A 19,342-nucleotide genomic window follows, 5' to 3' on the forward strand; every position below is an offset into this window, starting at 1 on the left:
GGCGTAGGGCAGGGCCGACTGAATTGCGATTGAAGCGGCGTTCGGGTGACGGGTATATGCGATGGTCGAGCGGCGGGAACTGGCCGATCTCTCACTGATACGGTTGGTGGCAATCGATCTGAAGCGGACCTTGGCATTTTCAGGAAGCAGCCGTTCGTGCCAGGGTCACGGCACATCTCCAAGGAGCGATGACAATGAGCGCAATCGAAATTAGATTTTGAGAATCTGGGGGCGCTGCAACCGTCAGCCGGGTTCGTCCTACATCGGGTTTTGGCGTCGGCATGCATGAAGTATCTCGTTGACCGCGAACGCTCCTCTCACGGTCTGCACATTTTGCAGGACGCATAGGTGATACGCTCTTTCGCGCGGCAAAAGCATTTCACCATTTCTATAAAGCGCGTCGCACGAGTCGCTAATTGCGCGAGCCGCAAAACTGCTCTGACTGTTTTGCAACGACTGCAGAATGCACTGATCGTAGCCTGGATTATGACCACCGTATGCCAGAGTCGAAACGGGGATGGCGAGCATGATCCAGAGGAACAGATAGGCGAATTTGGGCATTAATTTGGGCATTATTGTGGCCAAGACTGAGAGATATAACAGCGGCAGTCACCGATTGTCAGCGATTCAGGCGTCGGTGTCGAGGGACCACTTGTGGCTGACTCCAGCCCGACATGGTCAGCCGAAGTCGACTCCTATCAACCCTCAGGCACGACTGCTCCAATGCCCGGGATGCAGTTGGAAAGCAACATCCGCGTATCAGACCTGAGGCAATATTGCTGTCGCAAAGGCTACACGCCTCGCCGCACGCGTGACGGCCGCCTGTCAATTCAGAATTTGCGCTTCGTCATCAGGCAAAATGGCCTGCACGGACCATACCCGCACATCGACCTTTCATGGCACATCTCCCTCTCAACCCATTGCGTGTCTTCGGTCGCGGGCGTGCTGGTCGAACGTGGCGTGCAGCCGGCAGCTTTCCGCTTTGCCGGCCTGCCGGACCAGTATCTCGACGCGGGTGCATTGCCGACGCTCCACGATCGCTACGGAATCAGCCGGACCGCGTTCGGCGAGCGCATTCGACAGTGGTTGCGATAGGGAGGTTTCCACGGCATGTCGCGTTCTGAGCGAGCAGGCTTGAACGGGTAATTCGAAAGCAATGCACCTGTTTCGCCGACGCGCTAGCGCTTCGATCCGTCTTTTCTCAGAATGTACGTTCCGTCCGCCTGGTATCCACAAGCGGACGGTCAATGAAGAGACAACGAGCGACCGTTTCTGGGCGACTGCTGCCCGATGCGGTCGGCAGTTGCCGATCCATCTCGGCCGTTCCGCACCAAGGCCTTGATACGTCCGGTTTCACGACAAAACGGCCATCTACGTGCCTGTGACAAAAGCACCGTCAAATCAAACACCATTGGCAACTAGTTGCATTCGCGTGCCAACACCTCATCGGCGCAAACGAGAAAGCCTCGGATCAGCCGTCCGCGTGGCGACGCACGATGCCACACCACGCCGAAACGGCGCGGCTCAGTCTGCACCGGCAGTGTGAGCTTCGCGACATCCAGATGAGTCATCAGTGGCGAAACAATATCCGGCACGAGCGACACGCCGAGTCCGCGATCGACCATCATCGCGATTGCCATTAACGAATTCAGTTCGAACAGTTCGCGCGGCACGATCTTCGCTGCCCGCAGATATTGGTCCGCCTGCTTGCCACCGCCGAGCGAGCGGTCATAGCGAATGAAAGGCTCACGCGACAGCAACTCGTGAGGATCATGCGCGGCGAAACGCGAGGGCGCGAGCACGACAATCGGTTCTTCTCGCAGCAGATGCCAGTCATACGCCTTCGGTAACGCGAACGCGGGATGCAGGCAGACGGCAACGTCCACATCGCCACGCTGCAGCGCCTCGTAAAGCTCCATCGACGTGCCTGCGCGAATCAGCACGTTCGCATGGGGAAACGACGTTGCAAAGCCAGCGAGCACGTCGGGCAGGAGACTCAGTAGCGCGGTCGTGATCGTTCCGATCCGCAATTCGCCAGTTGCCTCACCTTCGAGGGCAAACGCCTTCAGCTCCGCAAATTCACGTACCAGCCCACGCGCTCGTTCGATCACGCGATGGCCTGCTTCAGTCGGAATAACCGTACGCCCCGAGCGCACCAGCAATTCGACGCCGAGCTCGCGCTCCAACGCCTGAACCTGCTGCGCGACCGCAGCCGGCGTCACGCCGATCCGGCGCGCGGCTTCCGCCATCGAGCCACTATCGACGACCAGCAAAAGATTGGCGAGAAAGGCGACGTCCATGACGATAGTTTAACTATATTTAAAAGATAGTTACGGATAGTTTATCTAAATCCACGGACGGCCTAGACTCGCTTCCAGCAAATCAGAAACCAAGTGGAGACATGAGAAGCAAACTGTTCGTGCCCGCCTCTCGCCCCGAGTTGTTCGCGAAGGCCTTCGCCAGCGCCGCCGATGCGCTCTCGTTCGACCTGGAAGACTCCGTCGCCGCCGATCGCAAGCCGCAAGCGCGCGAAGAACTGCGCGAAATGCTGCGCTCCAGTCTGGTTGCCAACAAGCAGAAAGTGCTGATTGTCCGCGTCAATGCGCTGGACACGCCGCACTTCGGTGCGGACATCGACGCCGTGGCACAGGACGGCCTTGACCTGATCAATCTGCCGAAGCCCGAATCCGCAGACGACGTGCTCGCCGCCGCAGCCGCGCTCGACCGCGCTGAGGCTGCCAACGGCGTCGCCAATCCAATCCGGCTGCTCCTCAACATCGAATCGCCAAAGGCGTTGCGCGTCGCCGCCGAACTCGCCGCCGCGCATCCGCGCGTCGCCGGTTTGCAACTCGGACTGGGTGATCTGTTCGAGCCGCTCGGCATTGCACGTCGTGAGCAGTCGGCCATCCAGCAGGCCATGTTCGCCCTGCGCATCGCAGCCGGCGAGGCAGGCGTGTTCGCGTACGACTCGGCCTTCGCCAATATCAAGGACGAAGCCGGCTTTCGTGCGGAAGCACAACTTGCACGCGCGATGGGATTTCTTGGCAAGAGCTGCATCCATCCGAGCCAGATCGCGCTCGCGAACGAGGTCTTCCGCCCGTCTGACGATGAAATCGCCCACGCCATGCGTGTCGTCGAAGCGGCTCGCGAAGCCGATGCGAACGGCGTCGGCGCCTACGTAGTGGACGGCAAGATGATCGATCCGCCATTCGTGGAACGAGCACGCGCGCTGGTTCGCGATGCCGCGCGCCTCGGTCTCCTCGACGGGAACTGAATCAGGGTGCCTCAGGCGCCCCTCATCCGATACTGATGGAGTCAATCATGGAACGTTCGTCCGACGCAGCCGGAAGCGGCGCAACGGGCCCGCTGGCAGGCATTCGCGTGCTGGATCTGAGCGCGTACATCGCCGGTCCGTACGGCTGCACGCTGCTCGCCGACCAGGGCGCGGAAGTCATCAAGATCGAGCCGCCTTCTGGCGACAATCTGCGCAAATATCCGTCCACGCTCGAAGCGGAGAGTCGCGCATTCCTTGGCGTGAATCGCGGCAAGCGCGGTCTCGTGCTGGACCTGAAGCAGCCCGAAGCGCTCGACGTCCTGATGCAACTCGTCAAACGCGCGGACGTGCTCGTGCACAACTTCCGCCCGAGTGTGCCGGCGCGTCTGGGCATTGCTTACGAGCAGCTTCGCGAGGTCAACCCGCGTCTGATCTATTGCGCGGTCACGGGATACGGCGAAACCGGTCCAAGCAAGGACAAGGCCGGCTACGACCAGGTACTACAAACGATGAGCGGGATGTGCACATTGCAGGGCAAGCGCGGCGGGCCGCCGGAGATCCTGTACGGCTCGGTGGTCGATTACTACGCAGCGGCGCTGGTCGCAGCGGGCGTATCGTCGGCGCTGTTCGAACGTGAGCGCAGCGGCGCGGGACAGTATGTCGGCGTGTCGCTGTTGCGCAGCGCACTGACGATGCAATCCGCACGGATGATCTGGGCCGAGGGCGAACCAAAGGACATCGGCCGCGATATGCGCTCAGGCGGCATCACGGGCATTCATCCGACTCGCAACGGCTACCTCTACATCTCCGCGAACACGCCGCATTTCTGGCAAGCGTTGTGTGAGAAAACCGGCCTCGAAGCGCTCGCGAACGACGAACGTTACGACTCCGTTCGCAAGCGTGCGCTGCATTGCGATGAAATCGTGCCGCTACTGCACGAAGCACTCGCTGCGCGAAGCGCACTCGAGTGGGAAGCCTTGTTTGGCGATGCTGTGCCTTGTGCCGCCGCGCGCAGCATCGAAGATATGTTCGACGATCCACAGGTGCTGGCCGAAGACATGATCGCGGACTACGAGTGCCCTGGCGTCGGACGTTACCGGGGCTTCCGTCAGCCGATCCGTTTTGGCGACACGAGTGGCCCGACGCCGCTCGCCGCGCCGGCGTTCGGTCAGCATTCGGACGCGGTATTGCGTGATACCGGCTTGAACGACGAAGAGATCGCCGCACTGCGTGCGAAGCGCGCCGTGCTGTAAGCCGGATTCGATCACACGTTAGCGCCGCGCTATATAAAACGGAGACGTCGATGGACATGCAGCAGAGCAAGGATAACGAGCAACGGCCTCTCAGCCCGGCGCCGCCGGGTGCGTGCGATTCGCACATGCACATCTATGACGCGCGCTTCCTCGCCGACAGTGCGAATCACGCTAATTTCACCGAGCACGCGACCGTCTCCGACTATCTCACGGTCCAGCGCAAAACCGGCACGCAACGGACGATCGTGGTGACGCCGCGCAACTACGGCACCGACAACCGCGTCACGCTCGATGCGATCCAGCAACTCGGACAGGACCGGGCGCGTGGCATTGCGGTATTGACGCCCGAAGTCACCGACCGGCAACTCGCAGCACTCCACGACGGCGGCATTCGCGGTATCCGTTTCACGCTCTATACCGCTGCAAATGCCGCCGTCACATTCGAAATGGTCGAGCCCCTCGCGCGACGGATTGCGGAACTCGGCTGGCATGTGCAACTGCACTGGACCGCCGGGCAGATCGTCGCCCATCGGGACATGCTGGCGCGCCTGCCTTCGACGATCGTGTTCGATCATCTCGCGCGTCTGCCAATGCCAGAAGGTGTGTCGCATCCGGCGTTCGGCATCGTGCAAGATCTGGCCGATTCGGGGCGTGTCTGGATCAAGCTGTCCGGGCCGTACCTCGACTCCGCGGCTGGCATCGAGCACGACTACGCCGACACCGCGGCGACCGCGCGCGCATGGGTCAAAGCGCTGCCCGAGCGTCTCGTGTGGGGTAGCGATTGGCCGCATGTGACCGAGACGCGCAAGCCCGACGACGCGCGACTGTTCGATCTGCTCGGCACATGGACCGGCAGCGACACGATCCGCGACCGCATCCTCGTGGACAACGCGGCGACGCTGTACGGCTTCATGCCCCCCGTGGACCCGCACCCGACGGTCTGAAACCTCGACGCCCAGACGCGCACAGAACGAACAACCAAAAGATTCCTTGGAGACACATGATGAAACCCGCAGCCACCAGCCCAGCCGTGCGCAAAACGCGCTTTACCGACGCGACGATACGGCTTTTCGAACGGATGATCCCCGATCCGTTCGTGCTCGCCATCCTGATCACCGTCGTGGTCGCCATACTGTCCGCGGCATTCGCGCCGCATGCGTCGGCATCTCATCTGATCGGCGGCTGGTACAAGGGCTTCTTCGATATTCTCACCTTCGCCTTCCAGATAACGCTGGTGCTCGTGACCGGCCATGCGTTCGCGCATGCCCCTGTGGTTCAGCGCATGTTCAAGGCGCTGGTGGCGGTCGCGCGCACGCCCGTGCAGGCCGCGGCTCTGACATTCGTGCTCGTCGCGGTCGCGTCGTTTTGCAACTGGGGCCTGGGGCTGGTCGTCAGCGCGCTCCTTGCGCGTGAAGTCGCGAAACGGATGCGTGTGGATTTCGCGTGGATCGTTGCAGCGGGCTTCTCGGGCTGGGTCGTGTGGGCGAGCGGCATCTCGAGTTCGATCGCGCTCGCGCAATCCACGCCGGGAAGCGCGATGAACGTCGTGCAGAAGCTGACCGGCCAGGTTCTGCCATTCAGTACTACCGTCTTCACGAGCTTCAACCTCGTCCCGACGATCATCATGTTGATCGCCATGCCGTTCGTGTTTGCATGGCTCAAACCTTCTGACGAAGACGCAGTCGTGCTCGACACCGAAAAGCATCCCGATGCACCGCCGCGCGAACGCCCGACCGGCAAGCTGAGCTTCGCGCGCTGGAGTGAATATTCGTGGCCTGGCAGCGCGTTTATCGGCGCGGCCGGCATTGCCTTTCTGATTCTCGCGCGTGTCGAGCATCTGGCGTTTTCTGGTGTGAATGCCGTGATCTTCGTGATGTTCATCGCGGGCGTGATCCTGCATGGCTATCCGCTCGCGTACGCGGATGCCGTCAAGAACGCGGCGAAGCAGACCGGTTCGATGATGCTGCAGTACCCGCTCTACGGCGGAATTATGGGGATGATGGATGCGACCGGTCTGCCCGACGTGATCTCGCATTTTTTCATCGCCATTTCGAACGCGCACACGCTGCCTTTCTGGAGCTATGTGTGTTCGCTGATCGTCACGTTCTTCATTCCGAGTGGTGGTGGTCACTGGGCTGTGCAAGGACCGTTCGTCGTGCCGGCTGCGGTTGCACTGCATGCATCGGTACCGGCAACCACGATGGCCGTTGCGATGGGCGAACAGGTGTCGAACATGTTGCAGCCTTTCTGGGCCGCCCCCGTTGTCGCGATGGCGGGCATCGGCGTGCAACGCGTGCTCGGCTTTACCGTGATGACCTTCGTTGTCGGCGCGGTCGTGTACGGTGCAGCGCTGCTGCTTCTTGTTTGATCGGCAGTTGCACACTTGCGGACCAGAGAGATGAATGGAGACCAGTCGATGAAAGTAGTGACGACGCAGCATGCCGGTCACGAGCCGACTGCTTCTGACGCGAAGGTGACGAGTTCGCCTTCCGCCCGCTCCACGCTGAAGGATCGCTGGTGGGCGACATTCGATGCGCGTATCGGATCGTTACCCGTGCCGGTCTATCTCGTGCTGGTTGCGGTGCTCGCGGCGATGACCCTGCATGGCAAGCTCGCATCCGATCTGCCGACCGGCATCGCGCTCGTCGCGGTCGGCGGTTTCACGTGCGCCGAACTGGCGAAGCGCATTCCGTGGATCCGGCATATCGGCGCCACGTCGATCTTCGCGGCATTCATTCCGTCGATGCTCGTGTATTACAAGCTGATGCCGGCGCCTGTCGTCAAGGCCGTCACTGACTTCACCAAAACATCGAATTTTCTTTACCTGTTCATTGCCGCGATCATCGTCGGCAGCGTGCTCAGCATGGACCGCCGAACCCTGATCAAAGGTTTCGTGCGCATCTTTGTCCCGGTGGCAACGGGGTCCATCGCGGCGGCATGTGTCGGCACCGGTGTCGGCGTCGCGCTCGGCATGGACCTCCGGCATGCGCTGTTCATGGTCGTGGTGCCGATCATGGCGGGTGGCGTGGGCGAAGGCGCACTGCCGTTGTCCGCGGGCTATGCGCAGATCATGGGTGTCGAACAGGGACCGCTATTCGCTCAGGCGTTGTCCGCCGTGATGCTCGGTAACATCGCCGCTATCTGTCTCGCGGGTCTCCTGAGCTATCTGGGTACGCGCAAGGCGAGCTGGACCGGCAACGGCCGCCTGACCGTCGCGACCCATGCCGACGACGACACGATGCAAAACGCGCCACCATCGTTCGAATTCGACGTGAATTCAGTTGCCGCCGCTGGCGCAACGGCGATTGCCCTATATCTGCTGGGCGTGCTCAGTCATCAACTTTTCGACTGGCCCGCGCCGGTCGTGATGCTCGTTCTGGTCGTCGCCGCGCAGCTATTTCAAGTGGTGTCGCCGAGCGTGCGCGGCGGTGCGCGATTCATGTACGGCTTCTTTTCGAGCGCCGTCACCTATCCGCTGATGTTCGCAATCAGCGTCGCGATGACGCCGTGGGGTGAGATCGTCACGGCGTTTCACTGGATCAATATCGTCACGGCTCTCTCGACAGTGCTGACGCTCGTGGTCACTGGTTTTGTCGTCGGCAAGCTCGTTGGCATGTATCCCGTCGAGGCCGCGATTGTCAACGCTACGCATAGCGGCCTCGGTGGCACAGGGGATGTCGCGATCCTGACCGCCGCTAATCGGATGGAATTGATGCCGTTCGCGCAGATTGCGACGCGTATCGGCGGTGCGATAACAGTGATGGTGGCGCTTGCTGCGTTTGCCTGGATTCATTGACCTGAAATTGAATACGGGTACCGGTCGACTTCGTGCTTCAGTACCTGACGCGCGCGGTCGACGGAACCCGATCTTGTTGCCGACTCCGGCCGGCGACTATCCGCGATGGGACACGGACGCGACGTTCGACTGTCTCGGCGACGGCGTGCACGGTCGTCCGTTGCTGGCCGAATCCAGCCAGCCGTCCCACCATCAGCGACCCCGCCCATCCGGTCAGAATTCTGCACTTTGATTAGCGCGGCCCGCACAGCCGAAAAAGTCCAAATTAACCGGCGCGCCCTTTTTGCCAGCCAAGACACCGGACACAAAAACCCAAGCCCAATGCCCGCCGAACGCTCCATTAACCCTCTCACCACGCACAACCCAGCATGCCGCATTGCACGGCACCCGCACCGCCCTACTCCGGCAACAACGCCGCCAACACTTCCACGGTCCGCGCCGTCGCCCCGCGATGCCGCGCCGCAAACGCCGCCGCCGCACCGCCCATCGCGAGCCGGCGCGCCTTGTCGCCAAACAGTTCGCGCAGCGCGCGCGCCAGGTCCGCCGGGTCCCGCACCTGCACCGCGGCCCCCGCCGCGACCGCATCCGCGGTGGCCTGCGTGAAGTTGAACACGTGTGGCCCGATCAGCACCGGCACGCCGACCGCGCACGCCTCGATCAGATTCTGTCCGCCGAGCGGCAACAGACTGCCGCCGATAAACGCAAGATCCGACGCCGCGTAGTAAGCGCCCAACTCGCCCATCGAATCACCGAGCAACACGTTCACGTCCCGCGGCAACGGCGGCACGCCCCCATCCGCACCAACCGCCGCCGACGCGACCTTCGCATCGGGCGCCCAGTTCGAGCGCCGTTCGAGCCGCAAGCCTGCCTTGTCGACGAGCGCCGCGACCTCGTTGAACCGCTGCGGATGACGCGGCACCAGAATCAACAGCGCATCGTCGACGCCAAGCGCCGCGAACGCTTCCAGCACCAGCGCCTCTTCACCCTCGCGCGTGCTCGCCGCGACCCACACGGGTCGCGAACCGATCGCCGCGCGCCACGCATGGCCGCGCGCCGCCAGTTCCGGCGGCGTGCTCATGTCGAACTTCAGATTGCCGAGCACCGCGACGTTACGCGCGCCGAGCGCGGTCAGCCGCTCCGCATCCGATGGGCTCTGCGCGAGCACGCGCGCGAAGCCGCCGAACACGTCCCTGGTCGCACCGCCGAACTTCGCCGCGCGCCGGTACGAGCGCGCCGACATCCGCGCATTGATCAGCACGAGCGGCACCTCGGCGCGCCGGCATTCGTCGATCAAGGTCGGCCACACTTCGGTTTCCATCACGAGACCCAGCGACGGCCGCCATGCGCGCAGGAAGCGCCGCACCGCTTGCGGCATGTCGTACGGCAGATAGCTGCGCAGCACGCGGTCGCCGAAAATCTCCACACCGGTCGCGCGGCCGCTCGGCGTCATATGCGTGAGGAGAATGCGCGCGTCGGGACGCGCCTTCATCAGCGCATCGATCAGCGGCTGCGCGGCGCGCGTCTCGCCGACCGATACCGCGTGCACCCAGATCAGCGGCGCGTTGTCTTCGGGCAGCCGTCCGCGCGAATAACCGAAGCGCTCGCCGATATGCTCGCGATAACCGCGCTCCTTGCGCGAACGGATCAACAGACGCAGCACCGCGAGCGGCGCGACGAGCCACCAGAGCGCGCGATAGATCGCTCTTAGCATCGGCGCTCCGCGTGGCTGAGGTGACTCGCGTGGCTCACGTGATTCACATGCCGCGCCTTCGCGGTACACCGCGGCAAGCGGGCCGGCACACCCCGCCCAACCATCAAACGGACCGCGGCGCTCAAACCAGCGCCCTGCCCTTCAGGCGCTCGAGAATGCCGAGCGGCGCGCATTCGGGCTGCGCCATCGCCTTCACCGGCAGGAAGAAAGTCTGCTCCAGCATGAACTGGCCGGACATCACCGCATGCGAAGTCTGGTCGGAGAAGCACACCCACACGCTGCCCGGCGGAAACGGCATCGTCTCCTGCGGGCTCGTCTTCTGATAGTCGAGGTCGGCCTTCATGCCGTCGTGCAGATTGAGCATCAGGTGGTCGTACTCGCTGCGCGGCGACTTGGTGACGTGCAGCAGATTCAGCAGCCACGCGGCGCCCGGCATCTGCGGCTTGATGCGTGGCAAAAAGCGCCGCGCCATGTCTTCGAACGGCTCGCCGACGCGCCACACGCGCGGCACGCCATGTGGATTGACGTTGGTGAACACACGCAGGATGCGCTCGCCGTAATTCGGCCGCGACGGAAACGCATCGACGTGCAGGCGGCTGTCGTCCTTGCGCCATGAGGTTTCGCGCGTTTCGACCTGATGCAGCCGCAGGCTCGTCGGCGCCACGCGCAGCTTGCCGTTGTATTCGGGGAAAAGTCCGTCGACGAGCGTGCGCGCATTGGTCTGATAACGCGCGATCAACGCGCGCACCGCCGATTGCGTGACCGCGTCGCCGGCCACGCCGTGCAGCGTGCCGCCGTTCGGCTCGAGGCTGATGTTCTTGCGGTTCGGGTCGGCGAGCGCGGGGTCGAGCAGCGCCTGTTCGCCGCCTTCGATCGCGAAGCGCAGGTTCGGGAAGTACAGCACCTTGCCGCGCTCGACGCCGGCGAGCAGCGTCTCGCGCGGCACGGACAGGTTGCTGCCGTGCCAGTCGGCGTTCGCTACTTCGATGATCTGGGTTTCGTTCATGGTCGCCCTTGGGAACAGAGGGTGCGCAAGGCGAAGCGCACCGGCGGGTTGCGGCAGACCGGCCCGGCCTACAACAAGCCAAAAGCGGCCAGCGCCGACTTGACCTGCTGCAGCGTCGGCGGCTGCCCGGCCCCGCCGAGGTTGACGACGTTCGGCGACCAGTAGCCGCCGGTGCGCCACGCAGTCGAGAAATTGTACAACTCGACCGTCGGCCGCTTCAGCGCCGCCGCGATGTGAACCAGACCTGTGTCAACCCCGACCGTCGCGGCCGCGCCGTCGATCAGCCCGACCACCGCCGGCAGCGACAGCTTCGGCGGCACGATCGCGGCCGCGCCGAACTCCTTCGCGAGCCGCTCGCTGGTTTCGCGCTCGGCGTCGCTGCCCCACGGCAGCACGATCGACGCGCCGCGCCGCACGAGCGACTGTCCGAGTTCGATCCACGCGGTATCGGGCCATTGCTTGTCGGCACGCGAGGTCGCGTGCACGAACACCACGTACGGCACCGGCAGATTCAGATTCGACTGCGACAGCGCGAGCGCCGCGCGCCCGGTGTCGAGGCCGAAGTCGATGTCGTCGGTCGGTTGCGGCGGCGGGTCGTTCAGCGCCGCGGCGACCAGTTGCCGCGTGCGTTCGACCACGTGCGTGCGCGGCGCGATCGGCACGCGCCGTTCGTAGAAGAAGCGCACCGGCCATTCGTAGCCGGCGCCGTCGGTGCGATTGCCGAGGCCGACGAGCGAACCGCGCGCCATGCTCGCGACCCACGCGGTCTTGATGAGCCCCTGGCAGTCGATCACGAGGTCGTAATGCTCGGCGGCGAGCGCGCGGCGGAACGCGCCGATTTCGCGCCAGTTGCCGACCGACAGGATGCGCTTGCGCCAGCGCCGCAGCGACACCGGAATCGCGCGCCGCACGCCGGTGACGAGTTCCACGAGCCCGACGAAGCTTTCCTCGACGAGCCAGTCGATCTGCGCGTCGGGATGACGGCGCCGGATGTCGGCGATCACCGGCATGTTGTGAACGACGTCGCCCAGCGACGACACCCTCACGATCAGTATCTTTTGCGCGCTCAAGAGTGAGAAAACCGGCTATCCGGCTCGAAGATGCGTTGAAAGGACCGCAATTCTAGCGTGCGGTCCGTTGAAAGACATGAAAAACGCGGCGCGGGCAGGCCACCCGCGCCGCGTTCGAGGGCGGCGGTGCTTCGATCCGTTCCGGCGGGACTCGACGCGGGCCGCCGCATCAGCCGTCAGAACGGCAGTTTCGCATCGGCTTTCTCCGCGAGGATCACGCGGCGGAAATCGTCCTGGATGCGTTTCAGTGCCGCGTCGTTATCGGCTTCGAAACGCATCACGACGACCGGCGTCGTGTTCGACGAACGCGCGAGACCGAAGCCGTCCGGATACTCGACGCGCAGACCGTCGATCTTGACCACGTCGTCCGCGCCGCTGAACTTCGCGTTCTGCTGCAAACGCGCGATCAGCTCGAAGTTCTCGCCTTCCTCGAGCTTCAGTTGCAACTCCGGCGTGGAGTGCGAGTTCGGCAGCGAATTCAGCAGCTTGCTCGGATCGGCGACGCGCGTGAGGATTTCGAGCAGACGCGCGCCGGTGTACAGGCCGTCGTCGAAACCGTACCAGCGGTCCTTGAAAAATACGTGGCCGCTCATTTCGCCCGCGAGCGGCGCGCCGGTTTCGCGCAGCTTCGCCTTCACGAGCGAGTGGCCGGTCTTCCACATCAGCGGCACGCCGCCCTTGTCCTTGACCCACTTCGCGAGATTGCGCGTGCACTTCACGTCGTAGATGATCTGCGCGCCCTTGTTGCGCGACAGCACTTCTTCGGCGAACAGCATCAGTTGACGGTCCGGATAGATGATCTGGCCGTCTTTCGTGACGACGCCGAGGCGGTCGCCGTCGCCGTCGAACGCGAAGCCGATTTCCGCATCGGTTTCCTTCAGCGCGCGGATCACGTCTTCGAGGTTTTCCGGGTGGGCCGGGTCCGGGTGATGGTTCGGGAAGTTGCCGTCGACTTCGGTGAACAGTTCGACGAGTTCGCAGCCGAGCTTCCTGAACAGCTTCGGCGCGAGCGCGCCGGCCACGCCGTTGCCGGTGTCGACGACGATCTTGATCGGACGCGCGAGCTTGACGTCGCTCGCGATGCGCTCGAGGTACGCGTCGGCGATGTCGTACTCGGCGTAGCTGCCGTTGCCGTCGGTGAAGTTGCCGTCGACGATGCGCTGATGCAGCGCGAGGATCTGCTCGCCGTAAATGGCCGCGCCGCGCAGCACCATCTTGAAGCCGTTGTAGTCCGGCGGATTGTGGCTGCCGGTCACGACGATGCATGAATCGACGCGGCGCTCGCCGCCCGCGAGCCCGAGCGGCACGCTCGCCGCGAAATAGCCGACCGGCGTGGGCACCATGCCGACGTTGACGACGTCGACGCCCGCCGCACGTAGACCGTCGGAAAGAGCCTGGATCAGCTCGGGACCCGACAGGCGGCCGTCGCGCGCGACGACGACCGCGTCGCCGCCCTGGGCGCGCACCTCGCTGCCGAATGCGCGGCCGATGGAGCGCGCGGCGTCGGCGTCGAGCGTCTTGCCGATCACGCCGCGAATGTCATATGCCTTGAAAATGGATTTGGAGATCATGTTGGCTCACTTGCGTGCAATGGAAAATTTTGACCTGCGCACCACCGATGAATCGGTAAAACCCGCGATAAAACCGGGCGTTGCAACACCTCGGCGCGCCCTTGCCGGAAGCGGTCCGGTTCCAACTTATAATTGCGTTCTTCTGACCAGCCTGAATAACGCCATTCTAATGCTTAGACGCCCTCCTTTTGTAAAATTGCCGCGGCTGCCGGCCGGGCGGGCGAACGCGGCCAGCGGATGCTGACGCTCAAGCGTTTCGCCAATCCAGACGTCACGCGCGCGTTCACGAACATCGTCTGGCTGGGGCTCGAACGGCTTACGCAGATCGGCGTGGCGATCGCGATCAGCGGCATGCTGGCCCGTTACTTCGGGCCCGACACGTTCGGCAAGTGGCAGTACGCGAATACGCTGCTGCTCGTGCTGTCGCCGATCACATGGGTCTGCGGCGCGGAAATCCTCGTGCCCACCATCGTCAACCGTCCTCCCGAACAACTCGGCACCGTGCTCGGCAGCGCATTCGCGCTGCGCTTCTCGGTCTCCGCCGTCGCGCTCCTGCTCACGTGGCTCGGCATCGCGCTGCATTTCTTCGAGCCGCTGGTCGGCGCGATGCTGGCCGGCCTCGCAGTGACGATGCTGTTTCGCGAACCGTTCGTCGGCGTAATCAACGCGTGGCTGCAAAGCATGACCTACAGCAAGCCGCAACTGCTCACGAGCATGAGCACCGCGGTGCTGAAGGCGGGCTGCGTCTATCTGCTCGTGCGCGCCGCCGCCGTGCCCGCGCGTTTCGGCTGGCTGTGGGCGCTCGAATCGGCGGCGATCGGCGCGGTGCTGCTGCTCTACTTCATGCGCCGCCACGGCGGCAAGCTCGGCTGGCAGGTCGACCGTCCACTGTTCAAACACTTCGCGAGCGCGGGCACGGTGTTCTGGCTCGGGCTCATCTGTATGTATCTGTTCCTGAAACTGGACCGGCTGATGCTCGAACGCGCGATTTCGTTCGCCGACCTCGGCCGCTATTCCGCCGCCCAGCAACTGAACGAAAACTGGATCACGCTCGCACTGATGCTCGCGCAGACCATCGCGCCCGCGTTCGTCTATCGCGTGCAGGGCATCGCGCAACTGCGCCGCAACATGTGGCGGCTCACCGCGATGACCGCCGCGCTGATGGCAGGCGGCGCGCTGGTGCTCGATCTGCTGGCCGGGTTCATCATCCGCCGCGTGTTCGGGCCGGGTTTCGAAGGCGCAATCGATATCTTCCGCTGGGCCGTATGGCTGTCGGTGCCGGCCGGCATCGAGGCGATCGGCAATCTGGTCGTGCTCAAGTATCAGGCCAGGTTCGTGTTGCTCTGCAAGTGGCTGCTCGCGCTCGCCGTCGCGTTCGCGGTCAACCTGCTCGCGATCCCATGGCTCGGCGCGTACGGCGCGCTGGTGGGTCTCGCGGCCGGTTATCTCGCGGCCGCGTCGGTCAATCTTTATTACATCCGTTTCAAACTGCGCCCATGACGAACTCATCCGCCACCGCGCAAATCACGCTCGACGACGTCGCGGTGCTGATGCCCGCGTACAACGGCCAGGCGGACGTCGACTCCACGCTGGCGTCGTTCGAGGAAAGCGCGCTGGTGCACGTACTGATCGTCGATGACGGCAGCATGCCGCCGATCGTCGCGCCCGCGCTGCCCAACCTGAAGATCGAAGTGCTGCGCATCGCGCGGAACGGCGGCATCGAGCGCGCGCTGCAAACGGGCATCGATGCGCTCGCGCAGCGCGGCTTTCGCTACGCGGCGCGAATCGACGCGGGCGACCGCGCGGCGCCGGGCCGGCTCGCGAAGCAGCGCGTGTTCATGGAACTGCATCCGCGCGTGGCGGGCCTCGGCATGTGGACCCAGGTCGTCACGCGCGCGGGCGAACCGCTCTTCATGCTGACGCCGCCGGCCGAACCGGACGCGATCCGGCGCCAGCGCTTTTTCCGCTCGTGCCTCGCGCATCCGTCGATGATGCTGCGTATCGATGCGGTGCGCACGGTCGGCAACTATCGCGCCGAGTATCGTTCGGCGGAAGACCTCGATCTGTTCGTGCGCCTGATGGAACGCTACGACTGCGCGAATCTGCCGGAATTCGGCCTCTTCTACGAAGTGAACGAAGGCGGTATCAGCGCGACCAGACGGCGCCGTCAGATCGTCTCGACGCTGCGTCTGCAACTGCGCTACTTCAACGTGGCCAATCCGTATGACTGGCTCGGCCTCGCGAAGAATCTGCTGCATCTGATGCTGCCTTATCGCACGCTGCAACGGATCAAGCGCATGCTGCTCGCGCCGCGCGCGAGCCATTGATTGCGCCGTTCGTTGCTGTATTGATTGCTTTATCCGCCTTCCCGATCAACACCCGATGCAACGCCCAGCCTCTCCACGCATGAAGCCTTCTTTCAAGTCGACGCCCGCGCTGCGCATTACACTCGTCTGCAACACGGCCTGGGCAATCTATACGTACCGTCAGGGGCTGATCCGCATGCTGGTCGGACGCGGCGTCGACGTGACCGTGCTCGCGCCGCGCGACCGCACGTTCGAGCTGCTCACCGCGATGGGTTGCCGCTGCATCGAGCTGCCGGTCGCCTCGAAGGGCACGAATCCGCGCGAGGATCTGCGCACGCTCGCGGCGCTGTACCGGCAATACCGGACGATTCGTCCGCACGTCGTGTTTCACTACACGATCAAGCCGAACATCTACGGCTCGATCGCGGCGAAGCTCGCCGGCGTGCAGTCGGTCGCGGTCACGACGGGGCTCGGCTACGTGTTCATCCAGCAGAGCCGCGCCGCGCGGATCGCGAAAAAACTGTATCGTTTCGCGTTCCGTTTCCCGCGCGAAGTGTGGTTTCTGAATCGCGACGACGAAGCGGCGTTCCTCGACGGAAAGCTGCTCGTGCATCCGGAGCGCGCGCGGCTCCTGCATGGCGAAGGTGTCGATCTCGAGCAGTTCGCGTTCACGCCGCTGCGCGAGCGCGCCGAGTTCCGCTTCGTGCTGATCGGGCGTCTGTTGTGGGACAAGGGCGTCGGCGAATACGTCGAGGCCGCGCGGCAATTGCGCGCGCGCTATCCGCACGCGCGCTTCCAGCTGCTCGGGCCGGTCGGCGTCGACAATCCGAGCGCGATCACGCGCGAGGAAGTCGCCGTATGGGAGCGGGAAGGCGTGATCGGGTATCTTGGTGAAGCGCACGACGTGCGGCCGTTCATCGCCGACGCGGATTGCGTCGTGCTGCCGTCGTATCGCGAAGGCGTGCCGCGCACGCTGATGGAAGCGTCGGCGATGGGGCGGCCCATCGTCGCGACCGACGTGCCCGGCTGCCGCGAAGTGGTGGCCGACGGCGTCAACGGCTTGCTGTGCGAAGTGCGCAATGCCGCGAGCCTCGCCGCGAGCCTCGCGCGCATGCTCGACATGAGCGGCGCCGAGCGGCGCGCAATGGCGGAACGCGGCCGGCAGAAAGTCGCGATGGAATTCGACGAACGCAGGGTCGTCGAAACCTATAAGGATCTGGTGCAGAAAATCACGGGTGTTTTACTTTAACGGAGCAATAGCATGACCACGAAGGGCACGATTCTGGTAACGGGCGGCGCGGGCTTCATCGGCTCGCACACCTGCGTCGAGCTGTTGAACGGCGGTTACGACGTCGTCGTGATCGACAACCTCGTGAACAGCAAGCGTGAATCGCTGCGGCGCGTGGAGCAGATCACCGGCCGCGCCGTGACCCTCTATGAAAACGATGCGCGCGACGAAGCGGCGCTCGAGCGCATTTTCGACGCGCATCCGATCAGCGGCGCAATCCACTTCGCGGCGCTGAAGGCGGTCGGCGAATCGGTCGCGAAGCCGATCGAGTACTACGCGAACAACGTCGGCAGTCTGCTGACGCTGCTCGGCGTGATGCGCGATCGCAACGTCAGGCAGTTCGTGTTCAGTTCGTCGGCGACCGTGTACGGCGTGCCGGAAAGCTCGCCAATCGATGAATCGTTTCCGCTGTCGGCAACCAATCCGTATGGTCAGTCGAAGCTGATCGCCGAGCAGATCCTGCGCGATCTCGAAGTGTCGGACCCGTCGTGGCGCATCGCGACATTGCGCTACTTCAATCCGGTCGGCGCGCACGAGAGCGGTCTGATCGGCGAGGACCCGGCCGGCATTCCGAACAACCTGATGCCGTACGTCGCGCAGGTCGCGGTCGGCAAGCTCGAGAAATTGCGCGTGTTCGGCGGCGACTATGAAACGCCCGACGGCACCGGCGTGCGCGACTACATCCACGTGGTCGATCTCGCGCGCGGACACCTCGCCGCGCTGGATGCGCTGGTCAAGCGCGATGCGAGCTTCGTGGTCAATCTCGGCACGGGCCAGGGCTATAGCGTGCTCGATGTGGTGCGCTCGTTCGAGCAGGCGTCCGGCAAACCGGTGCCGTACGAAATCGTCGCGCGCCGCCCGGGCGACGTCGCGCAGTGCTTCGCCGATCCGAGCGCGGCGCAGAAGATCATCGGCTGGCGCGCGCAGTTCGGTATCGAGCGGATGTGCGCCGACCACTGGCGCTGGCAATCGATGAATCCGCAGGGGTTTGCCTGACGGACGCTGAAGATCGACCGCGGATCTGGCGAGTCGCGACGCACGGACTCCGCCGTGGTTGGTCTTTGTGGTTGGTCTTTGCGGCCTTGCTGGCGATGATGGAATTCGCTGGCAAGGTCCCCATCTGCGCATCGAATGCTTTCGCTCGTTTTTCCCTACCCGGTCTGCCGCGGCAACAGAACACCAAAGCACGTACTTTTCTGAAGACACGGTAGCGCTCGGGACTTCTTTGCTCACTCACTAGCGCTTACACACGCCTCTACGAGTCGGCGCGCAAGTTGACATAGCAGTGCGGCAACACCCTTCCCGACGAATGCGAGTTTCATTTCAGTTTTCTGTGTAAAGCACACGTGTCGAGTACTTCTACCTTCTCGCATTCATGGTGAACATCCATTCGAATGACGACGTTGATAAGAGTACTTTCGACAATCCTCTCAACCTTCCATTTCCATCAATTCGCGTTCTCTAGAAATCAACGGACGCTTAACCGTCTTCCATTTTTTCTTCGCAATGAGCGAAGATTTTCCGCACATCTGGGAAGGAAAAAAATACATGGAACTCACGCGACAGTACTTCGCATTTCGCTGTGACGACTAGCTCTCAATAGTACATTGTCCGAAAAGTACTAGCGGCTCTTCTCTGCAAGTAGTACGGAATTTCATTTATCCGACGAATTGAATGGGCACGATATTTCCCCAGCGATATTTATGAATCGCTCAAGTCAAGTAGTTCATTGTACTTTTTTGGTTGCGGGAGAAGACCTGCCGCGTACTACGCAAGATTCAAGGAAAAACTGACTCCGCAAAAACGGATGCGGGGAGCTCTCGCTTTTTTTCCCAGATCTTTGCCCACGTTGCAGAACTGAAACGTTTTTTGAGATATATTTTGTGCCCTCGAACTGCGCGGGGAAACCCTATCGCGCAATTCTTTCTGATGCAGTACACCTTGTCAGCAATAGCGCTTCGCGCTTCGCGAATTTGAAAGGTTTTTAGCCGTGGTGGAGTGTGAATGCCACGGCAACCTGAGCGCTCGCACTCAACGGGATCGACGCACACGCATCTCGATCTGGAA

15 protein-coding genes and 1 pseudogene are annotated in these 19,342 nt (G+C 63.2%); 10 read left to right on the plus strand and 6 right to left on the minus strand.

The annotated features are described in order from the left end of the window. Positions 1 to 258 precede the first annotated feature (258 nt). Complete coding sequence (locus QM685_RS10800; RefSeq protein WP_415115951.1) at positions 259 to 561, minus strand: VF_A0006 family four-cysteine protein; 303 nt, start codon at positions 559 to 561, stop codon at positions 259 to 261. A gap of 369 nt (positions 562 to 930) precedes the next feature. On the opposite strand from QM685_RS10800, the pseudogene QM685_RS10805 reads away from it, so the two are divergent. After that, positions 931 to 1,095, plus strand: a pseudogene (locus QM685_RS10805) (transketolase family protein); the annotation flags it as partial. A 323-nt stretch (positions 1,096 to 1,418) separates the two neighbouring features. On the opposite strand, the gene QM685_RS10810 reads toward QM685_RS10805, so the two are convergent. Next, positions 1,419 to 2,300, minus strand: a complete 882-nt coding sequence (locus QM685_RS10810; protein WP_415115594.1) for a LysR family transcriptional regulator — start codon at positions 2,298 to 2,300, stop codon at positions 1,419 to 1,421. Between the two features lie 101 nt (positions 2,301 to 2,401). On the opposite strand from QM685_RS10810, the gene QM685_RS10815 reads away from it, so the two are divergent. The 5 genes from QM685_RS10815 to QM685_RS10835 are packed head-to-tail and all read left to right on the plus strand — an operon-like array spanning position 2,402 to position 8,323. Continuing rightward, complete coding sequence (locus QM685_RS10815; protein WP_415115596.1) at positions 2,402 to 3,274, plus strand: HpcH/HpaI aldolase/citrate lyase family protein; 873 nt, start codon at positions 2,402 to 2,404, stop codon at positions 3,272 to 3,274. A gap of 47 nt (positions 3,275 to 3,321) precedes the next feature. Further along, positions 3,322 to 4,527, plus strand: coding sequence for a CaiB/BaiF CoA transferase family protein (locus QM685_RS10820; protein ID WP_415115598.1), 1,206 nt, complete (start codon positions 3,322 to 3,324; stop codon positions 4,525 to 4,527). A 50-nt stretch (positions 4,528 to 4,577) separates the two neighbouring features. Next, a complete protein-coding gene (locus QM685_RS10825) occupies positions 4,578 to 5,471 on the plus strand; it encodes an amidohydrolase family protein (protein WP_415115600.1) in 894 nt (297 codons plus the stop codon). 59 nt (positions 5,472 to 5,530) lie between these two features. Beyond that, a complete protein-coding gene (locus QM685_RS10830) occupies positions 5,531 to 6,895 on the plus strand; it encodes a short-chain fatty acid transporter (RefSeq protein ID WP_415115953.1) in 1,365 nt (454 codons plus the stop codon). A gap of 48 nt (positions 6,896 to 6,943) precedes the next feature. Then, positions 6,944 to 8,323, plus strand: a complete 1,380-nt coding sequence (locus tag QM685_RS10835; protein ID WP_415115602.1) for a 2-hydroxycarboxylate transporter family protein — start codon at positions 6,944 to 6,946, stop codon at positions 8,321 to 8,323. Between the two features lie 397 nt (positions 8,324 to 8,720). Here QM685_RS10835 and waaA read toward each other — a convergent pair whose 3' ends face one another. The 4 genes from waaA to QM685_RS10855 form a co-directional block, all read right to left on the minus strand. Continuing rightward, positions 8,721 to 10,034, minus strand: a complete 1,314-nt coding sequence (waaA, locus tag QM685_RS10840) for a lipid IV(A) 3-deoxy-D-manno-octulosonic acid transferase (RefSeq protein ID WP_415115604.1) — start codon at positions 10,032 to 10,034, stop codon at positions 8,721 to 8,723. Positions 10,035 to 10,155: 121 nt separating this feature from the next. Beyond that, positions 10,156 to 11,040: a Kdo hydroxylase family protein gene (locus QM685_RS10845; protein WP_415115606.1), complete on the minus strand. Its 885-nt coding sequence runs from the start codon at positions 11,038 to 11,040 to the stop codon at positions 10,156 to 10,158. Positions 11,041 to 11,108: 68 nt separating this feature from the next. Continuing rightward, a complete protein-coding gene (gene waaC / locus QM685_RS10850) occupies positions 11,109 to 12,050 on the minus strand; it encodes a lipopolysaccharide heptosyltransferase I (RefSeq protein WP_415115955.1) in 942 nt (313 codons plus the stop codon). Positions 12,051 to 12,286: 236 nt separating this feature from the next. Next, a complete protein-coding gene (locus QM685_RS10855) occupies positions 12,287 to 13,681 on the minus strand; it encodes a phosphomannomutase/phosphoglucomutase (RefSeq protein ID WP_415115608.1) in 1,395 nt (464 codons plus the stop codon). Positions 13,682 to 13,918: 237 nt separating this feature from the next. Between QM685_RS10855 and QM685_RS10860 the strand changes: the two genes are divergently transcribed. The 4 genes from QM685_RS10860 (at position 13,919) to galE (ending at position 18,271) form a co-directional block, all read left to right on the plus strand. After that, entirely contained in the window at positions 13,919 to 15,181 is a 1,263-nt protein-coding gene (locus tag QM685_RS10860; protein ID WP_415115610.1) for an oligosaccharide flippase family protein, read from the plus strand. Beyond that, positions 15,178 to 16,008, plus strand: coding sequence for a glycosyltransferase (locus tag QM685_RS10865; protein ID WP_415115612.1), 831 nt, complete (start codon positions 15,178 to 15,180; stop codon positions 16,006 to 16,008). The genes QM685_RS10860 and QM685_RS10865 overlap by 4 nt, the downstream gene beginning before the upstream one ends. Before the next feature lie 79 nt (positions 16,009 to 16,087). Next, the gene (locus QM685_RS10870; RefSeq protein WP_415115614.1) at positions 16,088 to 17,236 is read left to right on the plus strand and encodes a glycosyltransferase family 4 protein; all 1,149 of its coding nucleotides are present in this window, start codon (positions 16,088 to 16,090) and stop codon (positions 17,234 to 17,236) included. Between the two features lie 12 nt (positions 17,237 to 17,248). Further along, a complete protein-coding gene (gene galE / locus QM685_RS10875) occupies positions 17,249 to 18,271 on the plus strand; it encodes a UDP-glucose 4-epimerase GalE (RefSeq protein WP_415115616.1) in 1,023 nt (340 codons plus the stop codon). Positions 18,272 to 19,342 lie beyond the last annotated feature (1,071 nt).

The organism is Paraburkholderia sp. (assembly GCF_047605525.1).
Classification (GTDB): Bacteria; Pseudomonadota; Gammaproteobacteria; order Burkholderiales; family Burkholderiaceae; genus Paraburkholderia.

Bases quoted from the DNA above. Each gene is read 5' to 3' on its own strand.
- QM685_RS10820 (WP_415115598.1), top strand. From the start codon at position 3,322: ATGGAACGTTCGTCCGACGCAGCCGGAAGCGGCGCAACGGGCCCGCTG.
- QM685_RS10815 (WP_415115596.1), top strand. From the start codon at position 2,402: ATGAGAAGCAAACTGTTCGTGCCCGCCTCTCGCCCCGAGTTGTTCGCG.
- galE (WP_415115616.1), top strand. From the start codon at position 17,249: ATGACCACGAAGGGCACGATTCTGGTAACGGGCGGCGCGGGCTTCATC.
- QM685_RS10855 (WP_415115608.1), bottom strand. From the start codon at position 13,681: ATGATCTCCAAATCCATTTTCAAGGCATATGACATTCGCGGCGTGATC.
- QM685_RS10860 (WP_415115610.1), top strand. From the start codon at position 13,919: ATGCTGACGCTCAAGCGTTTCGCCAATCCAGACGTCACGCGCGCGTTC.
- QM685_RS10865 (WP_415115612.1), top strand. From the start codon at position 15,178: ATGACGAACTCATCCGCCACCGCGCAAATCACGCTCGACGACGTCGCG.
- QM685_RS10845 (WP_415115606.1), bottom strand. From the start codon at position 11,040: ATGAACGAAACCCAGATCATCGAAGTAGCGAACGCCGACTGGCACGGC.
- waaC (WP_415115955.1), bottom strand. From the start codon at position 12,050: ATGCCGGTGATCGCCGACATCCGGCGCCGTCATCCCGACGCGCAGATC.
- waaA (WP_415115604.1), bottom strand. From the start codon at position 10,034: ATGCTAAGAGCGATCTATCGCGCGCTCTGGTGGCTCGTCGCGCCGCTC.
- QM685_RS10870 (WP_415115614.1), top strand. From the start codon at position 16,088: ATGAAGCCTTCTTTCAAGTCGACGCCCGCGCTGCGCATTACACTCGTC.
- QM685_RS10835 (WP_415115602.1), top strand. From the start codon at position 6,944: ATGAAAGTAGTGACGACGCAGCATGCCGGTCACGAGCCGACTGCTTCT.
- QM685_RS10810 (WP_415115594.1), bottom strand. From the start codon at position 2,300: ATGGACGTCGCCTTTCTCGCCAATCTTTTGCTGGTCGTCGATAGTGGC.
- QM685_RS10800 (WP_415115951.1), bottom strand. From the start codon at position 561: ATGCCCAAATTCGCCTATCTGTTCCTCTGGATCATGCTCGCCATCCCC.
- QM685_RS10830 (WP_415115953.1), top strand. From the start codon at position 5,531: ATGAAACCCGCAGCCACCAGCCCAGCCGTGCGCAAAACGCGCTTTACC.
- QM685_RS10825 (WP_415115600.1), top strand. From the start codon at position 4,578: ATGGACATGCAGCAGAGCAAGGATAACGAGCAACGGCCTCTCAGCCCG.